Here is a 26,533-nt window from a genome sequence, read left to right on the forward strand (position 1 = left end):
CCGATGAGCAATCCGCGCCCTTTGCATCCCATCAAGCAAAAACTCACCCCGCTGGGCCAACTGGATGAATGCATCAGGCAAACCCTAGAGCGCGGCGGGCCTGACAAGCAAAGCGCGCTGATTTACCTCGAATTACGCCATCTGCACCCCGGCCATTATCGCGATCATTTACTTGAATGCCTGATTAGCCGCCTGCTGCCTTTATTGCGGCCGGCCGATCATATCTTTCAGCTCGATTCCCACTCGGTGGGGCTGCTGCTTGGCCAGCTAAATGGCACCAGCCATGCCTTGTTGGCTGCGCATCGGGCCAAAACCTTGCTGCATGATGTGGGCAGCGATGAGCTCAAGCTCTACCCACAAATCGGCATCGCCATGGCCCCGGAGCATGGCCGCGATGGCGAAGCGCTAATCGATGCAGCCAAGATTGCGGCCCATCAGTTTGCCGAAGAGCATATTGGGGTCTACGACCCTGATCGCGATTGGCTGGGCCAACAATTGGTACGGCTCGAGCAACCATTGCGCAATGCACTCTACGACAACCGCTTTCATTTAGCCTTTCAACCGCAAATCACCCCCGCCAGCGGCGCAGTGAGCGGCGTTGAAGTCCTGCTGCGCTGGGAAGACGAGCTCCTGGGCAGTATCTCCCCTTACGAAATTATCAGCGTTGCCGATTATCTCGGGCTGATGGATCAGCTGACCCACTGGGTGATTCAAACCGGTTTGCGCAATTTCTCGCAATTACGCCTCGCGGGCTATCAAGGCACACTGAGCATCAATCTGGCGCCAAACAATCTACGCGACCCACACCTGGCCGGCTTTATTGGCAATGCGATGGCCGTGTGGGGTATTCCGGCCGAATTGGTCACTTTCGAGATTACCGAATCGGCAGTGATTGAAGAATTCGAGCTTTCGCTCAAACACCTGCAACAAATTAAACAGATGGGCTGCAAACTGGCGCTGGATGATTTCGGCACTGGCTACTCATCGCTGGCGTATTTAAAACGCCTGCCCATTGATGAGCTAAAAATCGACCGCAGCTTTGTCATGCAGCTGGCCGAATCGGCGGAAGACCGAGCGATTGTCGAAACCGTCATTACCCTGGCCCACCGTTTGCAATTAATGGTGACCGGCGAAGGCGTGGAGCAAGCGGCGGAGCTTGCGCTTTTGCAGCAATATGGCTGTGATCAAATTCAGGGCTACTACTACAGCCGCCCACTCAAACTGGCGGACTTACTCACTTTCCTGGCGAAACCACGATGAGCATGAATTGGGCGCAATTACTCACCGCCGCACGATTGGGCACCGACGCCAGCGAAGCACTGGATAACGAAGCAGGCCGCAGTAATTTTCATAAAGATCATGACCGGATCGTGTTTTGCTCGCCGTTTCGCCGGATGGGGCGCAAAACGCAAGTCCACCCGATGACCGAAAATGATCACGTTCACACCCGGCTCACGCACAGTATTGAAGTTGCCTGCGTGGGGCGCAGCCTAGGGGTACTGATCGGCGAGCGCCTCAAAGACGATCTACCCGCCCATATCACTCCATATGACCTAGGCGGCATTGTGCAGGCCGCCTGCCTTGCCCACGATATTGGTAACCCGCCCTTTGGTCACGCCGGCGAATATGCGATCCGCGACTGGTTTCGCCGGCCAGAACACGCGTATTTGCTGCAAAACCTCAGCGCCGAAGAGCGTCGCGATTTAATGACCTACGAAGGCAATGCGCAAGGTTTTCGCATTATCACCCAGCTGGAAAACCATCGTTTTGAAGGCGGTTTGCGCCTCACCTACGCCACTTTGGGTACCACACTCAAATACCCGTGGACCAGCGAACATGCCGGCGGCAAAGGCAAATTCAGCTGTTATGTGAGTGAACAGCATTTACTGGCCGAAGTAGCGCAACGCCTTGGGCTGCCGGAATTAGCGCCCGGCAAGTGGGCGCGCCATCCTTTATCCTACCTGATGGAGGCCGCCGACGATATTTGCTACGCCATTCTCGATCTGGAAGACGGCATCGAAATCGGCATGTTGCCCTACGAGAGCGTAGAACCACTGCTGATGAAAATCTGCGGTGGCGAGCGTAGTCTGCTGGAACTGGAAGTCGCGGCCGCCCCCTCGGTCCGCCGCAAAATCTCCTTGCTGCGCGGCAAGGCAATTGATCGCTGCATCCGCGGAGTAGCCGAGACTTTCATGGCCAATTATCCGCGCCTAATGGCTGGCACGTATCAGGGCGATTTACTCAATGACTGCCCCTACGCCATGCGCCAAGGGATTAATGAAGCCAAACAGCTCGCCCGTGATCGGATTTTTAACGAGCGGCGCAAAATCGAAATCGAAGTCGGCTCGTTCACCTGTCTCGACATCCTGCTCGATGCCTTTTGCAAAGCCTCGTATGAGCTGAAAGTGAGCACTCACATGCCATTCCGCATGAAACGGGTACTTGATCTGATGGAATACAATGCCCCGCGTAAAGATTGGCCGCTGTATGAAACCTATCGCCGGGTGCTGGACTTTGTCGGCGGCATGACCGACAACTACGCTACCTATCTGGCACAGCAAGTGGGTGGCATGGGCCGATAGCAGGGTATATGCAGCAAGCCCTTATACTTAAAGGCCCAGGTAGCTATACCCTAGGCTAGCAGTTTTAATACCTCATCCACCTGTGGCACTTCGCCATTGCCACCCAAGGCATGGGCGGCAAAATTCCAATAGGGGTGGTAAGTCGCCGGATCAGTCACGGTATACAGGGCAATCGTCGGCACGCCCAGGCTTTCAGCCAGATGCGTCATCCCGGTATCCACCCCGATTACTTGCTGCGCCCCTAGCATGGCCCCCGCTAGCTCCGCCACGGTCATTTTCGGCGCCACCACTGCCTTGGGCACGGCGGCTGCAATGGCTTGCGCCACCCCTTGCTCTGCTGGTGAGCCCCACGGCAGAATCAAGGCCCCCCCACGCGCAGCAAGCTGCTGCCCCACGGCTTGCCATGACTCCACCGACCAGCATTTTTCGGCTTTTGAGGCGGCGTGAAACCCTAGCACATACGGCCCTGCCGGCAACCATTCCCCGCGTAAAGGCGCAGCTTGCAAGCCAAAATCCGGCAAGCCCTGCGGCTGATAGCCCAGCGCGAGACCCGCAAACATCCGATACCACTGCACCGCCGGCAAAGCGGGGTCGGGCACAATGCGCTGATCGTATACCCAGCGCGCCGCCCGCTCGCCCAGCCTCTCATCGGCCGGGCCGTAGATGAGTTCGGCCTTGGCCAGCCAGCTCAGCGCCGCACTTTTAATCATGCCATGGCAATCGAGCACCACTTCATAGCGGGATTGGCGTAGCGATTTCACCGCCTGCCGCAGCGCCGGCCAGCGCTCGGGCTTGGGCATTTTCTTGAGTCGGCGCAAAGGGATGGCATGAATCTGACTCACCCCGGGGTGCAATGCGGGCAAGTCGGCCAGTGTATCGTCGATCACCCAGTCGATCTCCAGATCCGGACGATGCCGGCGAATATCACTGACCATGGGCAGGGTAAACAGCACATCGCCCAGCGAGGTGAGCTTGGCGATTAAAACGCGGCGTGGCATACAGACTTTCAGCAGGCAGATCGACGAATCGACGATTCTAGCCCACAATCCCGTTCCCACTTTGAACCTTCGCCAAGCCGATGCAAAAAAGCCTCTTTTTCCTCGCCGTCACCACGCTACTTTCGGGATGCGCAGTCGTAACCACCACCGCCATGGTGGCCGGCGCAGCGGTGTCGGTCGCTGCTACGGCCGTTGAGGTGAGCTATGACGTCGGCAAAGCTGGCGTCAAAGGCGCCTATGCCGTCGGCGAGCTCGCCTACGCCGCCGCCCAAGCTAGCGCGGCCTCAACCGCCGCGACGCAGCCCGCCAGTGCTGTCACCCACGCCGAGCATTAAATAGGCAATAAAAAACCCGCGATTGCTCGCGGGTTTGGCCTAGCGGCTAGCTGGACTTGGACTTATTTACAAACGCCCAGATCTTTCCACACACCCCACTGGCTGCTTGGATCAGGTTTCTCGTTCGTGGTCCACCATTTGTTTTCAAAGTTGCGGCCACCGTAGCTCACTTTGTTGCCCGGTGCGGCATACACTTTACCCGCTTCCCAGGCTGCAACGCAGGTTGAGCCAGTTGCTGGTGTCGGCGTCGGGGTCACGACCGGTTTTGCCGTTGGCGTCACCACTGGTGCAGGGGTTGGCGTTACCACTGGCTTCGGAGTGGGTGTCACCACCGGAGCCGCAGTTGGGGTAACCACGGGTTTAGGCGTCGGTGTAACCACTGGCGCTGGCGTTGGCGTTACCACCGGTGCTGGGGTTGGTGTCACCACAGGTTTTGGTGTTGGCGTCACCACCGGAGCCGGTGTTGGCGTGCTTGGTTTAGGGGTTACACCGGCCGGCGCTTCGATATCCACGCGGAAGATGTAATCGGCCCCTGAGCGGCTATACACGCGGTTGTCTTGCGCAGTTTGCACAGGCGCGACCGAGCCATTGGCTTGCAATACACCCACACTCACATATTTCGAGCTGCCATTCACTTTCTGCGCCAGGAAATACGGCCAGATGTTCATTTGCGTCAGGTCGGCACCGGTTTGCGCATCGTAATCGGCGATGATTTGCGCTGATTCCAGATCGCGACCGGCGTTATCAAACAGACGGAATGTGACTTTGGTGCTTTGCGCCAGATTTTGCTGCGCGCGAATCTGCCCCAGTTCTTTGTAGGTCGACACCGCACCCGAGAAATTCACATCCGAGCACGAGTAGAACGCTTCTGGGCTATCGCTACGTTGCCAAGTAACATAAATGATGTGCTTGCCGGTTTTCTTTGGCAGCGGGCAGGTCATTTTGTAGCGCTTGTCGGCAGTTACCGGTACATTGCCCAGCTGGCAGAATTGTTCCAGATCGCCCCAAGACAGCGCCTGGTTTGGATTCCAGCTGTCTTTGGTCACATAAAACACCCAGTCTTTGGTGGTATGTGGCGCTGGCGCATTCCAGATAAATTCGAAGTTGCCATTGGCATCGGGCGCGATATTGGTCACTGGCCAATCGGTACGCGGCAGATTCAGGCCGGCGTAGTTGGCTTTACCACCACCACACAGCTGGCCATCTGGCACGAAGCCTTTATGGTTGCCGTTCGGGTTTTGATTCACACCCGACCAGTCGTACAAAAATTGTGGGCCCGATACCGCTACTGCGGCCTGGCAGGCGGCGGATTTTGGATTTTCCGGGCCTTCGTTAAAGCAGCTGAGCACACGGCTGATTGGCACTTCCATCGAGCCATGACCTGATACCAGTTGTGCGGCACCCAAACAACCTACGGCAAGTGCAATACGCACGGGCAGAGCAAACCCATTACGTTGTTGTTGCATTGTCTTCTCCAGTTTCTGGTGAGCTGGCTTGGCAGTCATATCAGTATTTTCTGATTTACAACCCGCACAAACCAATGATTTTATTCATACTTTTGCTTGATTTTTAGCGCGAAAAATTCGACTACATTTTCGCGAGAGCAATTTACCACGCTGGCATGAAAGCTGACAAGCAAAGCCCAGATTAGGGTTAACCCGTAGATGTGAACTGTGGCACAGCCGGTCTGGATTTAGCGCTGATCCAGTACCATTAAGGCTTGACCGTGGGTCTTCAGCCAGGCGCGATATTGCCGCCAATCGGGGCAGGCTTGCGCCACCAGCGCCCAAAATTGCGCCGAATGATTCATTTCGCGCAGATGCGCCAGCTCATGAATTATCACGTAATCAATCACCGCGGCCGGCGCCTGCAGCAGCCGCCAATTAAGGCGGATTGCGCCTTGGCTGGTGCAGCTGCCCCAGCGAGTGCGGGCCGAAGTCAGCAAAATGCGCTGCGGTTGCAAGCCCATCCGCGCAGCCCAGAATGGCACGCGTTCAGCAAAATACGCGCGGGCACTGCGCTGATAAAAGCGCACGAGCGCAGGAGTGAGCAAGTCTTCGCGCGCGGCGGCCAAGTGCAGCTCGGCCTCCGTCAGCCGTGTGCGGCTGGCGGGCAGCAAGCGGCGCGGCGCGCCCAGCCAGCGCACTTCATCACCCCAACGCCACGGCGCCGGCCCCAGCGCAGGTGGCTGCGCGGTCCACTGCGCCAGCTTGGTTTGAATCCAGGTGAGTTTAAGTTGAATCACCCGCTCGGCCTCAGCCAGCGGCGCCCGGGCGGGCAAGATCACGGTCAGCCCGCCGGCATCGATTTTCAAACCAATGCTGCGGCGGCGGGCGCTACGCGATACCTGATAGGGTATTTCGCCCTGAGGCAGGCGAAATATTGCCTGCATGGCAACACCCCTTATTCGGCCTTGCTCGGCGCCACATAACACGGCCCACGGCCGGTAATCTGCGCCATTTCACCTTCGATCCAGTTTTCCACTTCATTAATCAAGGTGAGCGAATTTTTGCCTTCAGGGCTAATCGGCGCACCAATTCGCACCGTCACTTCACCCGGCCATTTGCAAAACGAATTTTTCGGCCAGAATTCGCCCGAATTCATGGCCACCGGCACAATCGGCACATCCAGATCTTTGGCCAAACGGGCGCCGCCCTGCTTGTATTGGCCACGCTCACCCGGCTTGATGCGCGTGCCTTCGGGGAAGATCACGATCCACAGGCCTTTATTCAGCCGATCGCGCCCCTGCTCCATCAACTGTTTTTGCGCCTGGGCGCGCTGACCACGGTCGATCGCGATGGGCGAAGTGGCCGCCAGGCCCCAGCCAAAAAATGGAATGCGCAGCAATTCGCGTTTTAGCACCCACACCTGCGCCGGAAAAATCAGCTGCAGCGCCATGGTTTCCCAAGCGGATTGGTGTTTGCACATAATCATTGCCGGGCCATGCGGGATATTCTCGGCGCCTTCCACCTTGAAGGTCAGCCCGCAGGTGATGCGCAGCCAGATAAACATCAGCCGCGCCCACCAGGCCACAATGGTATTGCGGGTCACCGCCGGCAGCGGCAAGACCAGAATGGCAATCAAGGTAAACAGCGGGGTTAATACCAGCAGGCCAAGGCTATACAGGGCAGAACGAAACCAGATCATGAACGGGCAACAAGGTGGTTAATTGGGGTTTTCCAGCAAACTGGCGCATACGGCGGCCAGATCATCATACACACGCGTGCCGGCCGGCAAATCGCCAGCCGCTTCGGTTTTTCGGCCATTGCCGGTGCGCACCAGCAGCGCCTGCCCGCCGGCACGACTTACCGCCTGCAAATCGCGCAGCGAATCGCCCACCATCAGACATTCATCCACATCCACCCGAAAGCGCCGCGCGATATCCTGCACCATGCCGGGCGCAGGTTTGCGGCATTCACAGCCAGTGTCGGGCGCATGCGGGCAAAAGAAGATCGCATCGATATGCCCGCCGGCATTCACCACCGCGCGGTGCATTTTGGCGTGAATGCGATTGAGCATATCAATATCGATAATGCCGCGGCCGATACAGCTTTGGTTGGTGGCCACCACGATAGTCCAGCCGGCGCGGGTTAATTCGCCAATCGCTTCCAGGCTGCCCGGAATCGGCAGCCATTCTTCCGGCGATTTAATGAAGTCCGGCCGGTCTTCGTTAATCACCCCATCACGATCAAGAATCAACAGCTTGCTGGCTTCGGGCTTCATGGCAGGCATCCATCTTCCTCGGCAAGGGCGGGCAAGCCCGCCCGGGGTTTAGTCGGCCAGCAGCGACAGCTCGGCCACGCGATTCATTACTTCGGCCAGCGCGCTCAACAGCGCCAGACGATTGCCACGCACCGCCAGATCGTCGGCCATGACCATCACACCATCAAAGAAGGCATCTACGGGGGCTTTCAGCGCGGCCAGTTGCTTGAGCGCGCTGGTGAAGTCATTGGCCGCCAGCGCTGCCGCCACGGGCGCTTGCAAGGCTTGCAGCGCGGCAAACAACTCTTGCTCGGCCGTTTCTTGCAGCAAGGCTGCGTTCAGGGCTGGCACTTCGCCTTCGACTTTTTTCAGGATATTGCGAATCCGCTTATTCGCGGCCGCCAGTGCGGCAGATTCGGGCAAGGCCTTAAATTCGGCCACGGCCGCCAGACGTACCAGCAAATCATCGATGCGGCTAGGTTTCAGCGCCAGCACGGCATCAATATCTGCCGCCGGATAATCGGCTGCCAGCAGGTTTTTCAGGCGATCGAGCATAAAGCCATACAGGCCTTCCACGGTGCCTTCGGCAATCAGGCCCGCCGGGAATTGCGCCGCCGTAGTGCGCAGCAATTCGCGCAGATCCAGCGGCGATTGCAGTGCAATCCGCAACACGCCCAGCGCAGCACGGCGCAGACCGAATGGATCTTTGTCGCCCGTTGGAATCAGGCCAATCCCGTAAATACCGACCAGTGTTTCGAGCTTATCCGCCAGTGAAACCGCTTGCGCAGTCGCACCTTCAGGCAGGGTATCGCCCGCAAACTTAGGTTTGTAATGGGCTTCAACCGCATACGCCACCTCGGTATCTTCACCGTCGTGCTTGGCGTAGTACTGACCCATAATGCCTTGCAGCTCAGGGAATTCACCCACCATATCGGTCAGCAAATCGGCCTTGGCCAGATAAGCCGCGCGTTCGGCTTTGGCCACATCGGCCCCAAGCAAACCAGCAATGGCGCCGGCAACCGCTTGCAGGCGCTGTACGCGCTCCAGCTGCGAGCCGATCTTGTTGTGGTAAACGACATTAGCGAGCTTCGGCACCCGGCTGTCGAGCGGGGCTTTTTTATCTTGCTCGAAGAAGAATTTGGCATCCGACAGACGCGCGCGCAGCACGCGCTCGTTGCCGTTAATGATGTGGCTACTGTCGCTGGTTTGCAGATTAGACACCAGCAAGAACTGATTCATCAGCTTGCCGTTGCCATCCAGCAGCGGGAAGTATTTCTGATTTTGCTGCATGGTAAGAATCAGACATTCCTGCGGCACTTGCAGGAATTCGGCTTCAAACTCGCCTTTGAGTACCACTGGCCATTCCACCAGCGCGGTGACTTCGTCAAACAGCGCTTCATCGGCAGCGATGCGGGCATTGAGCGCAGCGGCGGCTTCCTGCAGTTTTTCGCTGATCAGGGCTTTGCGGGCGGCGAAGCTGGCCACCACTTTGCCATCTTCATACATTTGGCGCGCATAGCCGGCCGCATTGGCAATGGTCAGCTCACCCTGCGACAGGAAACGATGCCCGCGTGTGGTTTGACCTGAGCTTAAATGCAGCACCTGACCGGGCACGACTTCATCGCCGTGCAACATGATCAGGCCATGCACCGGACGGATAAACTGGCCATCGCGATCGGCCCAGCGCATCATTTTGGGCGCCGGCAGTTTTTTCACCGCTGCCGCCACGATGTCGGCCAGCACCGTCGCCAGCGGCTCGCCCGCCTTCACCGAACGGAACACATACACATCCTGCTTGCCGTCATGCACGGTGCCCAGCTGATCCAGCTGCTCGGCGCTCAGACCGCACGAGCGGGCAAAACCCAGCAAGGCGGGGCTAGGCTGGCCATCTTTAAAACCCGCGCTCACTGCGGGGCCGCGTTTTTCGATGGCCTGCTCAGGCTGCACCGCCGCAACATCGGCCACAGTGACTGCCAAACGGCGTGGGCTGGCAAAAGTGTTCACTTCGCTGCTGGCAGGGGCAAAGCCCAGTTTCACTAGCTCCGCCGCAATACTTTCGGCAAACGTAGCGCCCAGCTTAGGCAGCGCCTTGGGAGGGAGTTCTTCTGTAAACAGTTCGATCAGTAAGGTTGGATTCATATGCTTTTGCTGCATTGGCAGCATCCTCAGTTATTCTTCAGCTTGCTTGGCCTGATCTTTTTCGGCCATCATTTTGCACACTTGGGCCACGAAATCCGCCCCGAAAGTACCCGGCTGCTGGGGCGCAAATTCCCACTGAAAGCCCGGCACATCGTAGCGGGCGACTTCCAGATCATCCGCATCATTCATCGACACCGCCACGCCGGCCATCTTGCCAGAGGGGCAATCAATGGCCTGCCGGGTGTATTTGTAGCGGTACTTGCCCTTGGAAGTGCCATCAATCTGGTCTTCGTTAAAGCGCTGCACCATCCAGACAAAGGTGTAATTCTGGTCGGCATAACCGGCGTCATGCTGGATCGAATTGACATCCACCAGGGTTTCGAAGTCCGGCATTTTGCCGTAGCTGCGCCAGTCGGCTTTTTGATCCGGCACCGGCACCGGGCCGCTCACCTTGTCCTCGTATTTGCCGCACGCTGCCACAGTCACTACCAGTAAACCCAATAACAGACGTTGCATGTGCGGCTCCTTCGTTTATTTGGCGGCTTTCTCTACCGGCTGGCACATCGGGAAGCCCAAGGCTTCGCGCGAATCGTAATAAGCCTGCGCCACCAGCCGCGCCAGATTGCGCACGCGGGCGATGTAGGCTGCACGCTCAGTCACCGAAATCGCGCCACGCGCATCCAGCAGATTGAACATGTGTGAGCATTTCATCACCATTTCAAAGCCCGGCAGCGCAAGGCCACCTTCGATCAGGCGCTTGGCTTCAGCTTCAAACTGATTGAATTGATCAAACAGGAACGGCACATTCGATTGCTCGAAGTTGTAAATCGATTGCTCGACTTCGTTCTGATGATAGATGTCGCCGTAGGTGACTTTCTGGCCGTTCGGGTATTCGGTCCATACGATGTCGTAGATGTTATCCACGCCTTGCAGATACATCGCCAGACGCTCAACCCCGTAGGTAATCTCGCCCAATACCGGCTTGCAATCCAGACCGCCCACTTGCTGGAAGTAGGTAAATTGCGTCACTTCCATCCCGTTGAGCCACACTTCCCAGCCCAGCCCCCAGGCGCCCAGCGTTGGGCTTTCCCAGTCGTCTTCCACAAAGCGCACATCATGGACTTTGGTATCAATACCCAGGTATTCCAGCGAGCCCAGATACAGCTCTTGGATGTTGTCTGGCGAAGGCTTGAGCACCACTTGGTATTGGTAATAATGCTGGCAGCGGTTGGGGTTTTCGCCATAGCGGCCGTCTTTCGGGCGGCGGCAAGGCTGAACGTAGGCGGCATTCCATGGCTCGGGGCCCAGTGATCGCAGGAAAGTCGCCGTGTGGAAGGTGCCCGCCCCCACTTCGATATCGTAGGGTTGCAGCAGGGCACAACCGTGGTCACTCCAGTAATTCTGGAGCTTTAACAAGATTTCCTGAAAAGTCAGCATGTGTTCTTTGGGCGCCAAATGCGCGGCTACAATTTTCTAAACTCGCTAATTCTACTTGGTTTTGCCCTCCCCGTGCCACGCCACGGCGGCAAGCAGGGCTGAGTGCAACATTCGGCGGCGCCAGATGCCACAAATTACCTACACAAAACTGAACAAAACCACCCCATTGATGCAAGACAAGCCTGCAGCCCTCGTTTATCCTTAGCGCTGCCGTCCCGCCACTGTAAATTGCTGCTGTCCATGTTAAAAAAAGCCACCCTGATTATGCTGAGCTGCCTGCTGGCCGCCAGCGCCCAAGCCCGCATGAATCTTGACGAGCTGCGCGAAGCCGCGCGCGCCCGCGATATGGTTGCGCTCGCCCAGCTGAGCGAGCAAAGCGTAGGCGACCCGCTGGAAATGTATCCGCGCTATTACTACCTCACTACCCAGATTAATCAAACCAGCGATGGCGATGCCGGCCAGTTTCTCAGCCGCTACGCCCCCAGCCCTCTGGCCGAGCGCTTTCTGGCCGACTGGCTTAAAGAGCTGGCCCGCCGCCAAGATTGGGCGCAATACGAGGTGTATTACAGCCGGCTTGAGAACCGGAACGCCGAGCAGATCTGCTTGAAACAGCAAGCCATGCTCAAGCGCAATGATTTCAGCGCACTGGCCAATCATCGCCAGCTGTGGTTTAGCGCCAAACCCCAAGCTAGCGCCTGCAACCCTTACTTTGAAGCGCTATTTAGCCAAGGTCTGCTCAAAGAAGAAGACATCTGGTGGCGTATTCGGCAGGCGCTGAGCAACAATCAGCTCGACCTCGCCCGGCAGCTGGCGGCCCGCGTGGGCAGCCCCGAGTATCTGGTGCCACGCCCACCGGTGATGGTGAAGAAAGGCAAAAAAAGTACGCCGGTCCTCACCGCCAATCTCAATACCGTCAACACCGCGCCCGAGCGCTGGGTGGATGAAATCGACACCAGCAGCCGCGCTGGCCGTGAGCTATGGCTGTTTGCGGTCGAGAAAATCGCTCGCAATAATCCGGCCCAAGCTGCCCGTTTGCTGAGCGATAGCAGTCTGCCAGCCGCCGAGCTGCAATTTGGCTGGCAGCAGCTGGGGCAAATCGCTGCCCGGCGCAATCTACCCGAAGCCTCGCAATGGATCGCCCGCGGGCATTTACAAGATTTAAGCAGCGATGATCGCGCCTGGACCATCCGCGCCGCGCTGCGCAGTGGCGACTGGAAAACGGTTGAGCAACGCATCAACGCCCTACCCGCCGATGAGCAACAAGACAGCGCCTGGCGCTATTGGAAAGCCCGTGCGCTGCTGGCGCAAAACAAAGCCGCCGCCGCCAATGCGCTGTGGACGGAATTAAGCCAGGAAATCGACTTTTATGGCCTGCTAGCCCGCGAAGAGCTGGGCAGCATCTTAAGCGCGCCAGTACCGGGCTACAAAGCCAGCAAAGACGATCTGGCCGCGATTAATCAAGTGCCCGGCGTGCGCCGCGCGCTGCTGCTGAATGATCAGGGCTGGCGCATCGAGGCCAATCGCGAATGGAACGCCGCCATGCGGGGGCTTAGCGATCAGCAACTGCTCGCCGCCGCCGAGCTGGCCAGCCGCAATCAGATGTACGACCGCAGTATTTTCGCCGCCATGCGCCCGAAAACGCTCAATGATTTCAGCTTGCGCTTCCCGCTGCCGTATCGGGCTTCGGTCGAGAGTGCGGCCAAAGCCAATGGCCTTGATCCGGCATGGGTCTTTGGGCTGATCCGCCAGGAAAGCCGCTTTATCGCCGACATCCGCTCTAGCGCCGGCGCCACCGGGCTAATGCAGCTGATGCCCGCCACCGCGCAGTGGGTGGCCAAGAAAATGAATCTCAGCGATTTCAAACTCAGCGATATGAGCGACCCCGAGATCAATCCGCAATTGGGCAGCTACTATCTGGCTTACTGGACCGAGCGGTTTGGCGGCAACCCGGTGCTAGCCACTGCCGGCTACAATGCGGGCCCCGGCAATGCGGGTAAATGGCGAGATGCGCGCGAATTGGAAGCGGCGATCTATATTGAGACGATCCCGTTTAACGAAACCCGCGATTATGTCAAAGCGGTGCTGACCAATGCGACGCATTATGCGCATTATTTCCCGGGTAGCACGACCCAACTCTTGAAACGGCTGCCCGCGATTCCCGGCAAAAATTCCGCGCAGGAGGTTTCTGAATAATGGCACTTTCCATTCTATTGATTGGCGGCTCTGGGTTTATCGGTCGCCAGATTGCGGCCAAGCTCGCCCGGGCTGGCCATCGCCTCACCGTTCCGACCCGCCACCGCGAAGCCATCAAGGCCGATCTGCTGGTGTTGCCAGGCTGCGAAGTGGTGAATGCCAATGTGCATGATCCGGCCACGCTAGCTCAGCTCTGCCATGGGCAGGATGTGGTAATTAATCTGGTGGGTATATTGCAGGGAAGCGCAGCAGACTTTGCTCGCAGCCATATACTCCTTACCGAAAAGATTCTCGCCGCCTGCAAAAGCGCCGGCGTGCAGCGCTATTTGCACATGAGCGCGCTGGGTGCCGACGTGAACGGCCCTTCACACTATCAGCGCAGCAAGGGCGAGGCCGAAGCCAAAGTGCGCGCCAGCGAGCTGGCGTGGACGATCTTCCGCCCTTCGGTGGTGTTTGGCGCGCAGGATAGCTTTTTGAATCTGTTTGCCAGCCTGCAGGCGTTTGCGCCAGTGGTGCCGATTGGTGGCGCAGACACCCGCTTTCAGCCGGTGTGGGTGGGCGATGTGGCCGAAGCATTTGCCGTGGCGGTTAGCCGGCGTGATCTGATTGGGCAAACGCTGAATTTGGTCGGGCCCAAAGTCTATACTCTGCGCGAGCTGGTGCAGCTGAGCGGCCGCCTCAGCGGCCACCCCCGCTGCGTGATCGGGCTGCCAAACTGGGCGGCGCGCCTGCAAGCCACCTTGATGAGTGTGCTGCCCAACCCCCCAGTCAGCCACGATAATTTAGATTCATTGCAAGTGGATAATGTTGATCCGGCAGGGTTTGCGGCGATTTTGGGCTGGCAGCCCAGCGCGCTGGAAACCATCGCCCCCGAATATCTTGCCGGCCAAAACCCAGCCCGGCGGCTGGATGAATTGCGTCGGCAGGCCCGTCGTTCTCACTAACCGGAGGTAGCACCATGCAGTTGTTAATCAGTAACCTGCCCGTCAGTACCACCGCAGAAGATGTCCACCGCCTGCTAACCGAACAACTCGGCGCCCCTGCGCCGCTGGATATCCGCCTGGAAACCGGTGCCGGCGAGCGCAATGCGCTGGCCTGCGTGCGCTATCCGGAAGACGCCCCGACCGCACTGGGCAAGGTACTAGACGAAAAGATCAGCGGCTTGCATTATCAGGGCCACGATCTGGACGCCACCATTTCGCATAATTTTAAGGAGTAAGCCCCATGCGGGTCGCCGTGTTTGACAGCAAACGATTCGATCGCCAGACCCTGGAAGCGGCCAATGCCGCCCACCAGCATGAGCTGGTGTTTTTCGAGGAACGGCTGGGCATCCACACGGCCCCGCTGGCGGATGGTTTTGAGGTGGTCTGCCCGTTTGTGAATGACCGCCTCGATGCCCCCACACTCGCCAAGCTCGCCAAATACGGCGTGCGTCATGTGGCGCTGCGCTGCGCCGGGTTTAACGGCGTTGACCTCGTGGCGGCCCAGCAATTGGGCATTCCGGTCACGCGTGTGCCGGCCTACTCGCCCGAGGCGGTGGCCGAGCATGTTTTTGCACTGCTGCTAACGCTCAGCCGCAAAATTCACCGCGCCTACAATCGGGTGCGCGAAGGTAATTTCCAGCTTGAAGGGCTGGAAGGTTTTAATCTGCACGGCAAAACCTTCGGGATTTTGGGTGCGGGCAAAATCGGCCTGGCCACTGCCCGCATCGCCCGCGGCTTTGGCTGCAAGGTATTGGCCTATGATCCCTACCCGCCCAAAGCGTGCGATGTCGATTGCACCTTTATGACGCTCGAAGAAGTCATGGCCGGCAGCGATATTTTGTCGCTGCACACCCCGCTGATGGCCAGCACGCAGCATTTAATCAATGCTGAGACGCTATCGCACATGAAAGCGGGCGTGATTATTCTGAATACCTCACGCGGCGGCCTGATCGATACCCGCGCCGCCCTCGCCGCGCTCAAAAGCGGCCAGATTGGCGGCTTGGGGCTGGATGTCTACGAGCATGAGGAAGGCGTGTTTTTTGAAGATCACTCCGATAGCGTGCTGAAAGACGATATTCTGGCGCGGCTGACCACCTTTCCGAATGTGCTTATCACCTCACATCAGGGCTATCTAACCGATGTGGCGCTGAAAAACATCGCTGAAACCACGTTGCAAAATATCACCGACCAAGCCAATGGCCAGCCTTTGCGCAATGAGGTGAAGCCGAGTGCCTAGCCCGCGCTTTGGCACCCACAAGACCATTGAATCGCGCTGGCTGCTGACACTCCCCTCGTTTGCCGCCGCGCTTTTCAGCCTTGCGCTGGCCATTTTCCTGATCTTTACCGCCTACAGTGATCGCTCGGCACGCAATAACAGCCTGACGCAGGATCTGCTCTGGCAAAAGCAGGCGCTCACCACCCGGGTGGATAATTTCACCCACCAGCTGCGCACCGTGGCCGCCAGCATGGCCACCGATGGTCTGGCCTCGGCCGAATTCACCGCCCGCACGCTGAGTCTCTTACAAGAATCACCTGAAATCATCGCACTGGAATATGTGGATGAAACCGGCCGCCAGCGCTGGCGCGAGCCCGAAATCAAAGTGGCCGAGCTGCCCGATTATCGCCACCCGGAACTGATCGCGATTCGCGATGCGGTGCTGGCTGGCGCGCCCAGCGCCTACAGCAAAATCATTATGGTGGCCGAAGATATGCCGGTACTGGCCATCGCCGTGCCGATTACGCTCAATTTCAATGGCCGCCATGTGCTGATTGCCCAGCTGAATTTACGCACCATGTTGCAACAACAAGTGCCATGGTGGATTGCCCAGCGCTATCAAATCAGCCTATGGCAGCAAGAAAAACTATTGGCTGGGCGCTTTGATCGCTCGCACGACGCCAGCCACCTCAATAGCAGCATTGATCTGGCCTGGGGCCCCAATCAACTCAAACTCACCGCGCATGTGTATGCGCAAAAACGTGATAACTGGCAAACTGCGCTCACGCTGGTGGTGGGGGCGCTGTCATTGCTGATGCTGGCCTCCACCTGGGCGCTGCGCCGACATATCAAAGAGCGCCAGCGCACCGAAGCCCAGTTGCGCCAGGAACAAGCCCTGCGCGAATCGATGGAGAACTCGCTGGTCACCGGCATTCGGGCCATGGATCTGGAAGGACGGCTATTTTATGTGAACCGCGCGTTTTGCGAGATGGTGGGCTATTCGCAGGAAAAACTCTTAGGCGCTTCGCACCCCATGCCCTACTGGCCGCCGGAAGACATCGAAGAATGCATGGCCATTTACCGTGCGATTCTCAGTGGCCGTGCCGATAGCACCGGCTACCAGATGCGCTTTATGCGCAGCAATGGCGAGCGCTTTGATGTGCGGCTATATGCCACCAAGCTGATTGATGGTGAAGGTGTGCACACTGGCTGGATTAGCGCAATTTACGACATTACCGAGCTACAACGCGAGCGCGAGGCGCTGCAAGCGTCGCATGAGCGCTTTGTGGCGGTGCTCAATGGCCTAGATGCCGCGGTATCAGTGTCCGATGCCAATTCAGGCGAGCTGCTGCTGTCCAACCGGCAATTTGATCGCGCTTTTGATATCCCCGAAAAACACGGCCGTTATTGCAATATTCCGGTGGTTAGCCGGCATAAACGCCTGCCCGTCGATGGCGAATGGTTTGATGATTTTCACCAGCGCTGGTATCAGGTAAAAAGCCGCAGCAGCGTGTGGGTAGATGGCTCCGAAGTGTGGCTGGAAATCGCCACCGATGTCACGGTACTTAAAACAGCCCAAGAACAAGAGCGCCAGCAAAACGAGCAGCTCCAGCAAACCACCCGCCTGATCAGCATGGGAGAAATGGCCTCCAGCCTCGCGCACGAGCTCAACCAGCCGCTGGCCGCCATTGCCAGCTATGCCACCGGCTGCCGCAATGTGCTGTCGCAAGCCGAGCCCAATGTGGCGCAACTGGATCAGGCAATTGAAAAAATGGCCGCGCAAGCCAAACGCGCCGGGCAAATCATCCGCGGGATTCGCGAATTCGTGCAGCGCCGCGCCCCGCACCGCACTCGCTGTGAAGTGAGTGAGCTTTTGGAAACTGTGCTCACCCTATTAGGCGCGGAAATCAAAAAAGCCCAAGTCAAACTGCAAGTCGAGCGCGACCCAGAGCTGCCAGCGATATACGCCGATGCTGTAATGCTGGAACAAGTCATGTTTAATCTGAGCAAAAACGCCATCGAAGCGATGGCCGCTACGCCTGTGAAAGATCGGGCGCTCAAGATCATCTTGCGCAAACAGGACGATATGCTGGCAGTCAGCATTATTGATCGCGGTACCGGCATCAGCGATGAGCAGATGGAACAGCTCTTCAAGCCCTTCTACACCACCAAGGGCAGTGGCATGGGCATGGGGCTGAATATCTGCCGCTCGATTATCGAGCACCATCAGGGCCGGCTGTGGGTGGAGGCCAACCCCGCCGGCGGCACGATTTTCCGCTTTACGCTGCCCCTGGTGCTCGAAAACGAAGCCTACGAGCCTTAGGCCACCCAAACCTGCCTTGTCGCAATCCGCAGCGATTTTTCACCACCAATTGCCCAACAGGCAGGCGAATCATGCACAATACTGGCTATATGTCATTTATGCGTCCCCACTGGCTGGCTGCCCGTGCCGGCGACGCCAAAAACTGGAGTTTGCGCCATGAGCCAGAATCGCCACATTGCCATTGTTGATGACGACGACGCGATCCGCGACGCCCTCTCCTGGCTGTTTTCCACCCGCAATCATTCGGTGCAACTGTTTGCCAGCGCCGAAGAATTACTCACCAGCTACAACCCGGATTTATTCGGCTGCCTGATTCTGGATGTGCGCATGCCCGGCATGGGCGGCATGGAGCTGTTTGGCAAGCTGCAAGAATTTGCCTACTGCCCGCCGGTGGTGTTTCTGACTGGCCATGGCGATGTGCCGATGGCCGTGGCCGCGCTGAAACAGGGCGCGGCCGATTTCATCGAAAAGCCGTTCTCGGATAATGATATTGTCGATCTGGTGGAAGGCTGCCTGTCGATGGATCAGCTGCATCGCAGCGAATGGGAAAACCGCACCGCGGTGGGCGAGCGTCTGGCTTGCCTCACCCCACGCGAAAACGAAGTGATGAAGCTCATCCTCACCGGTCGCCTGAACAAACAAATCGCCGATGATTTGTCGATTTCGATGAAAACCGTTGAGGTACATCGCGCGCGCATTTTGGAAAAAATGCAGGTGAAAACCGCGATGGAACTGGCCGCCAAGCTGCGCGATGCCGGGGTGGATGTCAATTAAGCCTGCACATACCTAGCCCATGTATCAACCTCAAGGCCAGCCTAAATCTGGCCTTTATTCATATACCCATCAAACCCCATGCTGATGTTGATTTCGCCAGCCAAAACGCTGGATTACACCACCCCGCCGCAGATCAGCGAATACACGCAGCCTGCCTATCTGGCGCAGGCTGCACAGCTGATTGCCGTGCTGCGCGACTATAGCCCGGCGCAAATCGCCGAGCTGATGCATTTATCCGATGAACTGGCCCAGCTAAATTACACCCGCTATCAAAGCTGGCAGCCCGACTTCACCCCCGCCAATGCCAAGCAGGCCGTGCTGGCTTTTCTGGGCGATGTGTACGAAGGGCTAAATGCTCAGGCCATGCCGGCGGCGCAGCTCGGTTATCTCAGCCAGCACCTGCGGATTTTATCGGGCCTGTATGGCCTGTTGCGCCCGTTAGATTTAATGCAGCCCTATCGCCTTGAGATGGGTACGCGCCTTGCCAACCCCGGCGGCAAAAATCTGTATGAATTCTGGGGGCTGCAGCTCACCGAAGCGGTCAATGCGCTGGAGCAAGACACCGTGGTGAATCTGGCCAGCGATGAATATTTCAAGGCAATCAAGCCCAAGCAGCTGCAAGCGCAGCTGATTACGCCGGTGTTTGAAGACTTTAAAGGCGGGCAATACAAAATCATCAGCTTTTACGCCAAACGCGCGCGCGGGCTGATGGTGCGCTACGCGGCCGAACGTGGCATCACCGAGGCCAGCGCCCTGCGTCAGTTTGATCTGGAAGGCTATGCACTTGCGCCCGAGGCCAGCACGGCCGAGCGCTGGGTGTTCCGCCGGCAGCTGGCAGGCTAAGCAGATGCACGGAACCGCGCACTTTCACTGCCTATACTGGGGCATGCGCGTGTTCCTTAGCTTAGTCCTTGGTTTGCTTTCTACAGTGGCGGCAGCCGAACCGCTGCCACTGGTCAGCAGCATTGAGCCCGGCAGCCCCTCCGAGCGGATCTTACGCCAGCGGCTGGATTTACTCTTTGGCAAAGCGGGCCTGAGCTACACGCTGACTTATCGCCCCGCCCAGCGCGCCGAGCTGGAATTGCAAAACGGCCAATTTGCCGGCGACCCGGCCCGCACGCTAGCGTTTGGCCTGCGCCACCCTCAGCTGCTGCGCCTCCAAGCCCCGCTCGCCATCAGCCATTACTACGCCTTCAGCCAACAACAGCGCATCAATAGCTGGCAAGATTTACACGGTCTCAGCGTGAGCTACCCGCGTGGCTCACGTGAGCTGGAGCAAATCTTACGCGGCCAGGCTACGCTGTGGCCGGTGGATAGCCTGCAATCTTGTCTGGCGATGGTGCGTGCGGCGCGCAGCCAGATCTGCGTCACCAGCTCCGCCGTACCGCTGCAGCGCGAGCTCTCCAGCCTGCAGCGCAGCTGGAAAATCAGTCAATTTGCCCCGCTGGCTGTGTATTTGTACTTGCAGCCGGAGCATGCCGCAGCCGCCCAGCGGCTCGACCCCATCCTCAGCAATTTGCAGCCGCAATTCAAACCCGTGCAGTAAGGCAGGGATTTTTTGTCACCAATTTTTCATCTGTGTGCGGCATACTCCCCACTCAGATGCAACTCAGTTACAATAAGTCATCCTTTTTGCGGTAATTCATCATGCCTTCCCTGTTCCGTTTGGCCTGCGGCCTTGTGTTTGCGCTGTGCTGCCAACTCTCCCTCGCCGACAGCAAGCCTGTGAAATGGGCTGACCTCCAACCCGATGCGCCGGCGCTGCGCGCCAGCATTGCCAAGATGGATCAAGCGCAAAAAATGCGCCTGATGCGCGCCGTGCAGCAGCGCGAAGTGAAAAGCATGCTCGACAAAGGCAAGCTCAAAGCTGCCGATCTCACCGCCAATGACATCAAATTACTCAAAGAAGACTTCGCTGATCTGAACAAACTGATTGCCGAGATCGAGCAATTCGAGAAAAAACGCACCGGCGAAATGATCACCACCCTGAATAATCAGGACATCCAGATCGATGGCTATTTGCTGCCCCTGAAACTCAGCGGCAAAAAAATCACCGAATTTTTGCTGGTGCCGGTGATTGGCGCCTGCATTCACGTACCCGCGCCACCGCCCAATCAGATGATCGTGGTGCAATACCCGAAAGGCTTTGAGCAAACCGAGCTGTATGCGCCAGTGACGGTGGCGGGCAAGCTGCAAATCAAAGCGGCCAAAGCCAATCTGGCGCTGGCCGATGGCGCAGCCGATGTGCCCGTGGGCTACCAGCTGGCGGCCGCCGAAGTGCGCCCCTATGTCAAACCCGCCGCAGCCAGCAAATAAGCGGCGCACGAGTCACCATCCGCTTTAACACCCCACTGAGGTATACCCATGAAATCAAGTATTGCTATTGCTTTGCTGACCATACCCCTATTCGCCTCGGCTCATGAGCATGCCGCGCATGTGCACGGTGTGGCCGAGCTGGATGTCGCGATTGACGGGCGCCAAATGCTGATCACGCTGGAAAGCCCGGCCGATAATTTGCTGGGGTTTGAACACGCCCCGAAAACCGAGGCCGAAAAAGCCAAATTCGCCGCGGTAAAAACCCTGCTGAATAAGCCCGCCGAGTTGTTTGTGCCGGATGCCGCCGCACAATGTAAAGCCGCGCCGGCCCAAGTGACGCTGCCCACTTTTAACAAAGGCGCGCACAGCGATATCGAAGCCGAATACCGCTTTGATTGCACCAGCGCCCCGACCAACATCGCCCTGCCACTGTGGAAAAACGCCGCCGGCCTGAAAAAGCTGACCGTAAATCTGGCCACCGCGCAGGGGCAAAAACAGCTGTCACTGAAAAAAGGCGACAGCATCAAATTGAAATAAGCGGCGCCCTCCGCCGCTGCTGTGAACAAGGAAAGGGTCGTGCTGCTTGAACTGGCCGATGTCACCTTCAGCTGGCCGGGCGCAGCCCGACCCACGCTGCAGCTTGCACAATTTAATCTGGCCGCCGGCGAGCGGCTCTTTCTGCGTGGCCCCAGCGGCAGCGGCAAAAGCACGCTATTGGCCTTGCTCACTGGTATTCAGCGCCCGCAAAGCGGGCAGGTTCGCCTACTGGGGCACGACCTCACTGCGCTAAGCGGCCCCCAACGCGATCATCTGCGTGCGGATCATCTGGGCTATGTGTTTCAGCAATTTAATCTGCTACCGTATTTGTCGGTGCTGGATAATGTACTGCTGAGTTGCCAGTTTTCCCGCCTACGGCGGCAGCGCGCCACCACGCTGGCGGGTAGCCCCGAGGCGCAAGCGCGCGAGCTGCTGACGCGGCTGGATTTAGCCGCTTACCTCTCCCGCCCCGTGGCAGCACTCTCGGTAGGCCAGCAACAGCGCGTGGCCTTGGCTCGCGCCCTGATTGGTGCGCCTGAGCTGTTGATTGCCGACGAACCCACTTCGGCGCTGGATGCCGAGCGGCGCGATGCCTTTATCGAGCTGCTATTCGATTGTGCCAATGCCCAACAGACCGCGATTTTGCTGGTCAGCCATGATCCGCAGCTGGCGCATCATTTTGATCGTCAGCTCAGTCTGCCCGCCATCAACCAAGCCGCAGCGGAGGCCGTATGCTGAAAATCGCCCTGCGCTCGCTGCTGCACCGCCGGCTCACCGTGTGCCTCACCCTGCTGACCATTGCCCTGTCGGTGCTATTGTTGGTGGGGGTGGAACGGCTGCGGACCGAAGCGCGGCAAAGCTTTGCCAACACCGTGAGCGGCACCGATCTGATCGTCGGCGCCCGCACCGGCTCGGTGCAATTGCTGCTGTACAGCGTGTTTCGCGTGGGCAGCGCTACCAATAATATCGGCTGGGACAGCTACCAAGCGCTGGCCAAAGATCGCCGCGTGGCCTGGACGGTGCCGGTGTCGCTGGGCGATAGCCACCATGGCTTTGCCGTGCTGGGCACCACACCCGATTATTTCCGCCATCTGCGCTATGCCGACAACCGGCCGCTACAACTGGCCAGTGGCCAAGTGTTTAGCCGTACGCATGATGCCGTGTTGGGCGCGCAGGTGGCGCGCAAACTGGGTTATCAGCTAGGGCAAAAAATCGTCCTCACTCATGGCAGCGGCGAGGGTGCGCTGTCCGAGCATAGCGATCAGCCCTTTACCATTGTGGGCATTCTGGCCCCGACTGGCACACCAGTGGATGACACCGTGCATGTGTCGCTGGATGGCCTGACCGCCATTCACGAGGGCTGGGAATCGGGCAGCGCCTCACTGCTGGCCAGCTCCGGTGTGCTGGCGGCCGATGAAAGCCGCGCCATCCCGCCGCCCAGCTCGATTACCGCCTTTTATGTCGGCCTGAAATCACGCACCGGTTTATTTGGCTATCAACGCAGCGTGAATCAATATCCGGATGAAACACTAATGGCCATCCTACCCGGCGTGGCGCTGTCCGAGCTTTGGCAACTGATGCGCATCGCTGAGCAAGCGCTGCAATTTGTGGCGGCATTTGTGCTGGTGATTGGCCTGTTGGGCATGCTCACGGCCTTGCTTACCGGCCTGAATGAGCGGCGGCGCGAAATGGCGATTTTGCGCTCGGTGGGCGCACGCACCTGGCAGATTTTTGCCTTGGTGATGGGTGAAACCGCTTTACTGCTGATCAGTGGCATCACCCTGGGTATGGGGCTGCTCTACACACTGTTATTTGCTTGCCGGCCAATACTGCGGCAGGTATATAGCCTTAACATCGGCATTGCCGCCCCGAGCCTACTGGAATGGCTGATGCTAGGGCTGACACTGGCCGTGGGGCTGATCATCAGCGCGATTCCGGCTTGGCGCGCCTATCGGCTCTCGCTGGCGGATGGACTAAGCCCTCACTGATCGGCTCCCACATTGATTGACACCCGCGCCGATTAATACCCGCCCACAGCGGCTAGCAACGCCTCTTTCCGAACTTCCCCAGCCGCCCTCCGGCAACCCAGCGCCACTGGCAAGGTAAATCCTGCCAGTGCGCTGGGCGAAACTTTTGTCAGCAAACCTAGTCTGCCCTTGTTTAGCTGGCAGATGCTGTATGTACCCTCTTGCCCGTTCCGCCCACACTGATTGGTGGCTGCTCTTTGCCGCTTGGCTGGTGGCCGCAGTCAGCACCTTAGGGGCGCTGTTTTTTAGCGAAGTATTGGCGGTGCCGCCGTGTACCTTGTGCTGGTATCAGCGCATTGCGATGTTTCCACTGGTGTTGATTCTGGCGCCGGCGCTGTTTCCGCTGGATCGGGGTGTGGTGCGCTATGCCCTGCCGCTGAGTGTGGTGGGCCTGGGCACGGCGATTTTTCACTGGTTGCTGCAGCTGGGCCTGATTAGCCCCAGCGCCAGCCCTTGCGCCCAAGGCAGTAGCTGCGCGGAAGTGAGCATCAGCTGGTTTGGCTGGCTCACCATCCCGCTGCTGTCGGTATTGGGCTTTGCCCTGATCTGCCTGTTGTTAATCGCTGTACGGATCCCTCATCGCTCATGAAACACAAACTGATTTTTCTTAGTGCCGCTCTTGGTCTGCTAGCTTTATTTATCGTGGCGGCCTTGTACGTGAAACAAAACCGCCAGGCCGAGCAGGTGGCGCAGATCGCCAGCCAGCCTCAGGCACTGCAACGCATGCATTCGCCGATTTACGGCGCGCAAAATGCCAAAGTCACGCTTGTTGAGTTTCTCGACCCGGCCTGCGAAGCGTGTGCGGCGTTTTATCCCTTTGTGAAAGAGATGATGGCCAAACACCCTGAGCAAATTCGCCTTGTGGTGCGTTATGCCCCCCTACACCCAGGCGCCGAGCAAGTGGTCGCAGCGCTGGAAGCAGCGCGCAAGCAGGGCCAATACTGGCCCGCGCTGGAAAAACTGCTGGCCACGCAGGCGCAGTGGGCAATCAATCATCAGGCGGATCTGCAACTGGCCTTGCAGCAACTGGCCACGCTCAATCTGGATATGGCGCAGCTGCAGCAAGATCTGCAATCGCCGGGTGTACAGGCCATCGTGGCGCAAGACATTGCCGATGCCCGCACGCTGGGCATCAACAAAACCCCGAGCTATTTTGTGAACGGCCAACCGCTGCAGGAGTTTGGCTATCAGCAGCTCGCCGACTTGATCCAGCGCGCGCTGCAAGCCAGCCCGAGCCCGGCGCCATAAAGCACCCGCGCCGGTTTAGCCTTTGATGCCAAAACGGCGCTGGGTTTTGCGGAAAATCTCGGCCATCTGTAGGCCTTTGCCATTGGCCGGATCGAGCGTGCTAACGCGGGTGAGCAGCTCTTTCGCCCGCTGCATATAGCTGTCGTGCCAGCCATGCTGGTTTACATAAGCGAGCAGCGCATTGATGGTGTTGAGCAAGACCTGCAGATTGGCCGGCATGTCTTTGACGGCCGCCAGAAAGCGCTCGGCGGCCGCTTGCAGATTGCCCTGTTTGGCCAGCAAGACCGCCTCATTATTGATCTCGACAATATTGGCGGCGGTTTCTTCGATCATTTGCAGTGCTTCTTCTTCCCGCCCCTGCTGCTGATACATACGCGTCACTTTGGCGGCCAGCTGCGGATCATCATGGCGGTTTTTCAGCACCGACAGCGTGAGCTGGCGGGCTTGTTCATGCCGGTTTTGCGCCAAACAGCTTTTAGCTAAGCCCAAGGCCACCGCCGCGGTGGGCGGCTCGATCAGCAGGCTGGCAGTGTGCAAGGCCTGATCAAGCTGCACCGCGGCCTTGCTGCGATCCCCAAGCTTTAACAGCACATCGGCTTCCAGCACTTCGGCCAGCACCGCCTCGGGGCCTTGCCGGAAATCGCGCTTGATGGTGGCGGCGGTTTTACGCGCAGCGCCCACATCGCCGCGGGCGATTTGCAATTCGGCCAACTGACTGTAATCACTGACCTGTGGCCAGAAAGAAAACCGCGCCAGCCGCACCGTTTCGGTCAGCGATTGCTCCGCGAGGGCCACATCCCCAGCGGCCAGCGCCACCTCGCCCAATTCGCGCATGCGGTTCACCACATACGGTGATTTATGCACCGCCTGCGAGAGGGTGAGTTTGGCTGCAGCCACCTGATGCTGGGCCTGCTGCACGCGCGCGAGCCAGTCGTAGGCTTCCAGCACCAGCTCGTGCTCGCTCATCACCTGGCGGAAAATCTGCTGCGCCTCATCGTATTCGCGCAGCTGAAACAGCGCCTTGCCCAACGCCATTTTGGCCCAGGCCAGATCGCTACGCGCCAGCAGGCTGCGGCATAAATCGCGAGTGGCGTGCCAATCGGCAATGCGCAGCAGCAAATGCACCTTCATGCGCACGAAATCCAGCGTGTCATCACCGCCTTCACTGATCTCGCGCTCGCATAAGCTGATGGCGCGCAAAAAATCATGGGCAATGATAGCGGCGTCAATCGGTTTGAAGCGCTGTTTTTTGCGTAAGGCCCGCTGCACGCGGGCAAAGAGGGTGTCGCCCGTAAAAGGCTTGAGCACAATCGCATCGGGCGCCAGCTCAGCAGCGCCGATCACCTTGCTGCTCTGCCGCTCGCCAGTGAGCATCACAAACACGCAGCTGGCTTTGAGCAGCCCATGCCGGCGCGCTTCTTCAAACAGATACAAGCCATCAAACCCCGTGCCCAGATCGTAGGCGCAGAGAATGATGTCATACGGCGTGCGCCGTAGCATGCCCAGCGCCTCGCCACTGCGGCTGGCGTATTCCAGTGCTTGCGCGCCAAACTGATTCAGCGTCATGCTCAGCGTGGCGCGCATTTCCGGGATGTGGTCGATGACGAGAATCCGGAAGGCCGAAAGATCATCCAGGCTCACCGGCTCATCGGCCGCGGCAATCGGCGCCCGATCGACAAAGGAATAAGCCCTTACCTTGGCTGGCATACATACCCCAAACGGT

Annotated in this window: 26 protein-coding genes; 17 read left to right on the forward strand and 9 right to left on the reverse strand. The window is 58.4% G+C overall.

Annotation, left to right across the window (positions count from 1 at the left end):
- Window positions 1-3 precede the first annotated feature (3 nt).
- Together L991_RS04385 and L991_RS04390 are read left to right on the forward strand one after the other, a co-directional pair.
- Window positions 4-1,260, forward strand: coding sequence for a bifunctional diguanylate cyclase/phosphodiesterase (locus L991_RS04385; RefSeq protein ID WP_047392659.1), 1,257 nt, complete (start codon window positions 4-6; stop codon window positions 1,258-1,260).
- Window positions 1,257-2,582 (forward strand): deoxyguanosinetriphosphate triphosphohydrolase, encoded by a 1,326-nt coding sequence (locus tag L991_RS04390; protein WP_047392660.1) that lies wholly within the window; start codon window positions 1,257-1,259, stop codon window positions 2,580-2,582. Before L991_RS04385 ends, L991_RS04390 begins: the two co-directional genes overlap by 4 nt.
- 50 nt (window positions 2,583-2,632) lie before the next feature.
- On the opposite strand, the gene waaC is transcribed toward L991_RS04390, so the two are convergent.
- A complete protein-coding gene (gene waaC, locus L991_RS04395; protein ID WP_052190598.1) occupies window positions 2,633-3,580 on the reverse strand; it encodes a lipopolysaccharide heptosyltransferase I in 948 nt (315 codons plus the stop codon).
- 80 nt (window positions 3,581-3,660) lie between these two features.
- Here waaC and L991_RS04400 point away from each other — a divergent pair, with 80 nt between their 5' ends.
- A complete protein-coding gene (locus tag L991_RS04400; RefSeq protein WP_047392666.1) occupies window positions 3,661-3,915 on the forward strand; it encodes a hypothetical protein in 255 nt (84 codons plus the stop codon).
- A 62-nt stretch (window positions 3,916-3,977) separates the two neighbouring features.
- On the opposite strand, the gene L991_RS17905 is transcribed toward L991_RS04400, so the two are convergent.
- From L991_RS17905 to glyQ, 7 genes are all read right to left on the reverse strand, one after another.
- A complete protein-coding gene (locus L991_RS17905; protein ID WP_052190599.1) occupies window positions 3,978-5,381 on the reverse strand; it encodes a lytic polysaccharide monooxygenase in 1,404 nt (467 codons plus the stop codon).
- Window positions 5,382-5,608: 227 nt separating this feature from the next.
- Window positions 5,609-6,307 (reverse strand): M48 family metallopeptidase, encoded by a 699-nt coding sequence (locus L991_RS04410; RefSeq protein WP_047392668.1) that lies wholly within the window; start codon window positions 6,305-6,307, stop codon window positions 5,609-5,611.
- 11 nt (window positions 6,308-6,318) lie between these two features.
- A complete protein-coding gene (locus tag L991_RS04415; RefSeq protein ID WP_047392670.1) occupies window positions 6,319-7,062 on the reverse strand; it encodes a 1-acyl-sn-glycerol-3-phosphate acyltransferase in 744 nt (247 codons plus the stop codon).
- 18 nt (window positions 7,063-7,080) lie between these two features.
- Window positions 7,081-7,638, reverse strand: coding sequence for a D-glycero-beta-D-manno-heptose 1,7-bisphosphate 7-phosphatase (gene gmhB / locus L991_RS04420; RefSeq protein ID WP_047392828.1), 558 nt, complete (start codon window positions 7,636-7,638; stop codon window positions 7,081-7,083).
- A 48-nt stretch (window positions 7,639-7,686) separates the two neighbouring features.
- Window positions 7,687-9,756, reverse strand: coding sequence for a glycine--tRNA ligase subunit beta (glyS, locus tag L991_RS04425; RefSeq protein ID WP_047392831.1), 2,070 nt, complete (start codon window positions 9,754-9,756; stop codon window positions 7,687-7,689).
- Window positions 9,757-9,786: 30 nt separating this feature from the next.
- Window positions 9,787-10,272, reverse strand: a complete 486-nt coding sequence (locus tag L991_RS04430) for a surface-adhesin E family protein (protein ID WP_047392672.1) — start codon at window positions 10,270-10,272, stop codon at window positions 9,787-9,789.
- Window positions 10,273-10,287: 15 nt separating this feature from the next.
- Complete coding sequence (glyQ, locus tag L991_RS04435) at window positions 10,288-11,193, reverse strand: glycine--tRNA ligase subunit alpha (protein ID WP_028450025.1); 906 nt, start codon at window positions 11,191-11,193, stop codon at window positions 10,288-10,290.
- Window positions 11,194-11,433: 240 nt separating this feature from the next.
- Here glyQ and L991_RS04440 point away from each other — a divergent pair, with 240 nt between their 5' ends.
- The 14 genes from L991_RS04440 to L991_RS04505 all read left to right on the forward strand — a co-directional run bounded on the left by L991_RS04440 (window position 11,434) and on the right by L991_RS04505 (window position 24,810).
- Window positions 11,434-13,386 carry a lytic transglycosylase domain-containing protein gene (locus L991_RS04440; protein ID WP_052190600.1) on the forward strand — a complete coding sequence of 651 codons (1,953 nt, stop codon included), beginning with the start codon at window positions 11,434-11,436 and terminating at the stop codon, window positions 13,384-13,386.
- Complete coding sequence (locus tag L991_RS04445; protein WP_047392674.1) at window positions 13,386-14,330, forward strand: complex I NDUFA9 subunit family protein; 945 nt, start codon at window positions 13,386-13,388, stop codon at window positions 14,328-14,330. Before L991_RS04440 ends, L991_RS04445 begins: the two co-directional genes overlap by 1 nt.
- Window positions 14,331-14,344: 14 nt before the next feature.
- Window positions 14,345-14,605, forward strand: a complete 261-nt coding sequence (locus L991_RS04450; RefSeq protein ID WP_047392675.1) for a hypothetical protein — start codon at window positions 14,345-14,347, stop codon at window positions 14,603-14,605.
- A gap of 5 nt (window positions 14,606-14,610) precedes the next feature.
- Entirely contained in the window at window positions 14,611-15,606 is a 996-nt protein-coding gene (locus L991_RS04455) for a 2-hydroxyacid dehydrogenase (RefSeq protein WP_047392676.1), read from the forward strand.
- Entirely contained in the window at window positions 15,599-17,908 is a 2,310-nt protein-coding gene (locus L991_RS04460; protein ID WP_052190601.1) for an ATP-binding protein, read from the forward strand. Before L991_RS04455 ends, L991_RS04460 begins: the two co-directional genes overlap by 8 nt.
- A 156-nt stretch (window positions 17,909-18,064) precedes the next feature.
- Window positions 18,065-18,682: a response regulator transcription factor gene (locus L991_RS04465; protein WP_028450033.1), complete on the forward strand. Its 618-nt coding sequence runs from the start codon at window positions 18,065-18,067 to the stop codon at window positions 18,680-18,682.
- A 78-nt stretch (window positions 18,683-18,760) separates the two neighbouring features.
- Window positions 18,761-19,525: a peroxide stress protein YaaA gene (gene yaaA, locus L991_RS04470; protein WP_047392678.1), complete on the forward strand. Its 765-nt coding sequence runs from the start codon at window positions 18,761-18,763 to the stop codon at window positions 19,523-19,525.
- 49 nt (window positions 19,526-19,574) lie between these two features.
- Window positions 19,575-20,228, forward strand: coding sequence for a hypothetical protein (locus L991_RS04475; protein ID WP_156128982.1), 654 nt, complete (start codon window positions 19,575-19,577; stop codon window positions 20,226-20,228).
- A 101-nt stretch (window positions 20,229-20,329) separates the two neighbouring features.
- Entirely contained in the window at window positions 20,330-20,998 is a 669-nt protein-coding gene (locus tag L991_RS16330; RefSeq protein ID WP_051258938.1) for a DUF3299 domain-containing protein, read from the forward strand.
- 48 nt (window positions 20,999-21,046) lie between these two features.
- A complete protein-coding gene (locus L991_RS04485) occupies window positions 21,047-21,535 on the forward strand; it encodes a DUF2796 domain-containing protein (RefSeq protein ID WP_052190602.1) in 489 nt (162 codons plus the stop codon).
- A gap of 39 nt (window positions 21,536-21,574) precedes the next feature.
- On the forward strand, window positions 21,575-22,273 hold the full coding sequence (locus L991_RS04490; RefSeq protein WP_197053803.1) for an ABC transporter ATP-binding protein: 699 nt from the start codon (window positions 21,575-21,577) through the stop codon (window positions 22,271-22,273).
- A complete protein-coding gene (locus L991_RS04495) occupies window positions 22,267-23,523 on the forward strand; it encodes an ABC transporter permease (RefSeq protein WP_047392688.1) in 1,257 nt (418 codons plus the stop codon). The genes L991_RS04490 and L991_RS04495 overlap by 7 nt, the downstream gene beginning before the upstream one ends.
- A gap of 190 nt (window positions 23,524-23,713) precedes the next feature.
- Window positions 23,714-24,151, forward strand: coding sequence for a disulfide bond formation protein B (locus tag L991_RS04500; protein WP_047392691.1), 438 nt, complete (start codon window positions 23,714-23,716; stop codon window positions 24,149-24,151).
- Window positions 24,148-24,810 carry a thioredoxin domain-containing protein gene (locus tag L991_RS04505; protein WP_047392692.1) on the forward strand — a complete coding sequence of 221 codons (663 nt, stop codon included), beginning with the start codon at window positions 24,148-24,150 and terminating at the stop codon, window positions 24,808-24,810. The genes L991_RS04500 and L991_RS04505 overlap by 4 nt, the downstream gene beginning before the upstream one ends.
- A gap of 15 nt (window positions 24,811-24,825) precedes the next feature.
- Here the strand turns inward: L991_RS04505 and L991_RS04510 are convergent, their stop codons facing one another.
- Window positions 24,826-26,517 (reverse strand): tetratricopeptide repeat protein, encoded by a 1,692-nt coding sequence (locus L991_RS04510; protein ID WP_052190603.1) that lies wholly within the window; start codon window positions 26,515-26,517, stop codon window positions 24,826-24,828.
- Window positions 26,518-26,533 lie beyond the last annotated feature (16 nt).

This window comes from Chitinibacter sp. ZOR0017, assembly GCF_000799095.1.
GTDB lineage: Bacteria > Pseudomonadota > Gammaproteobacteria > Burkholderiales > Chitinibacteraceae > Chitinibacter > Chitinibacter tainanensis.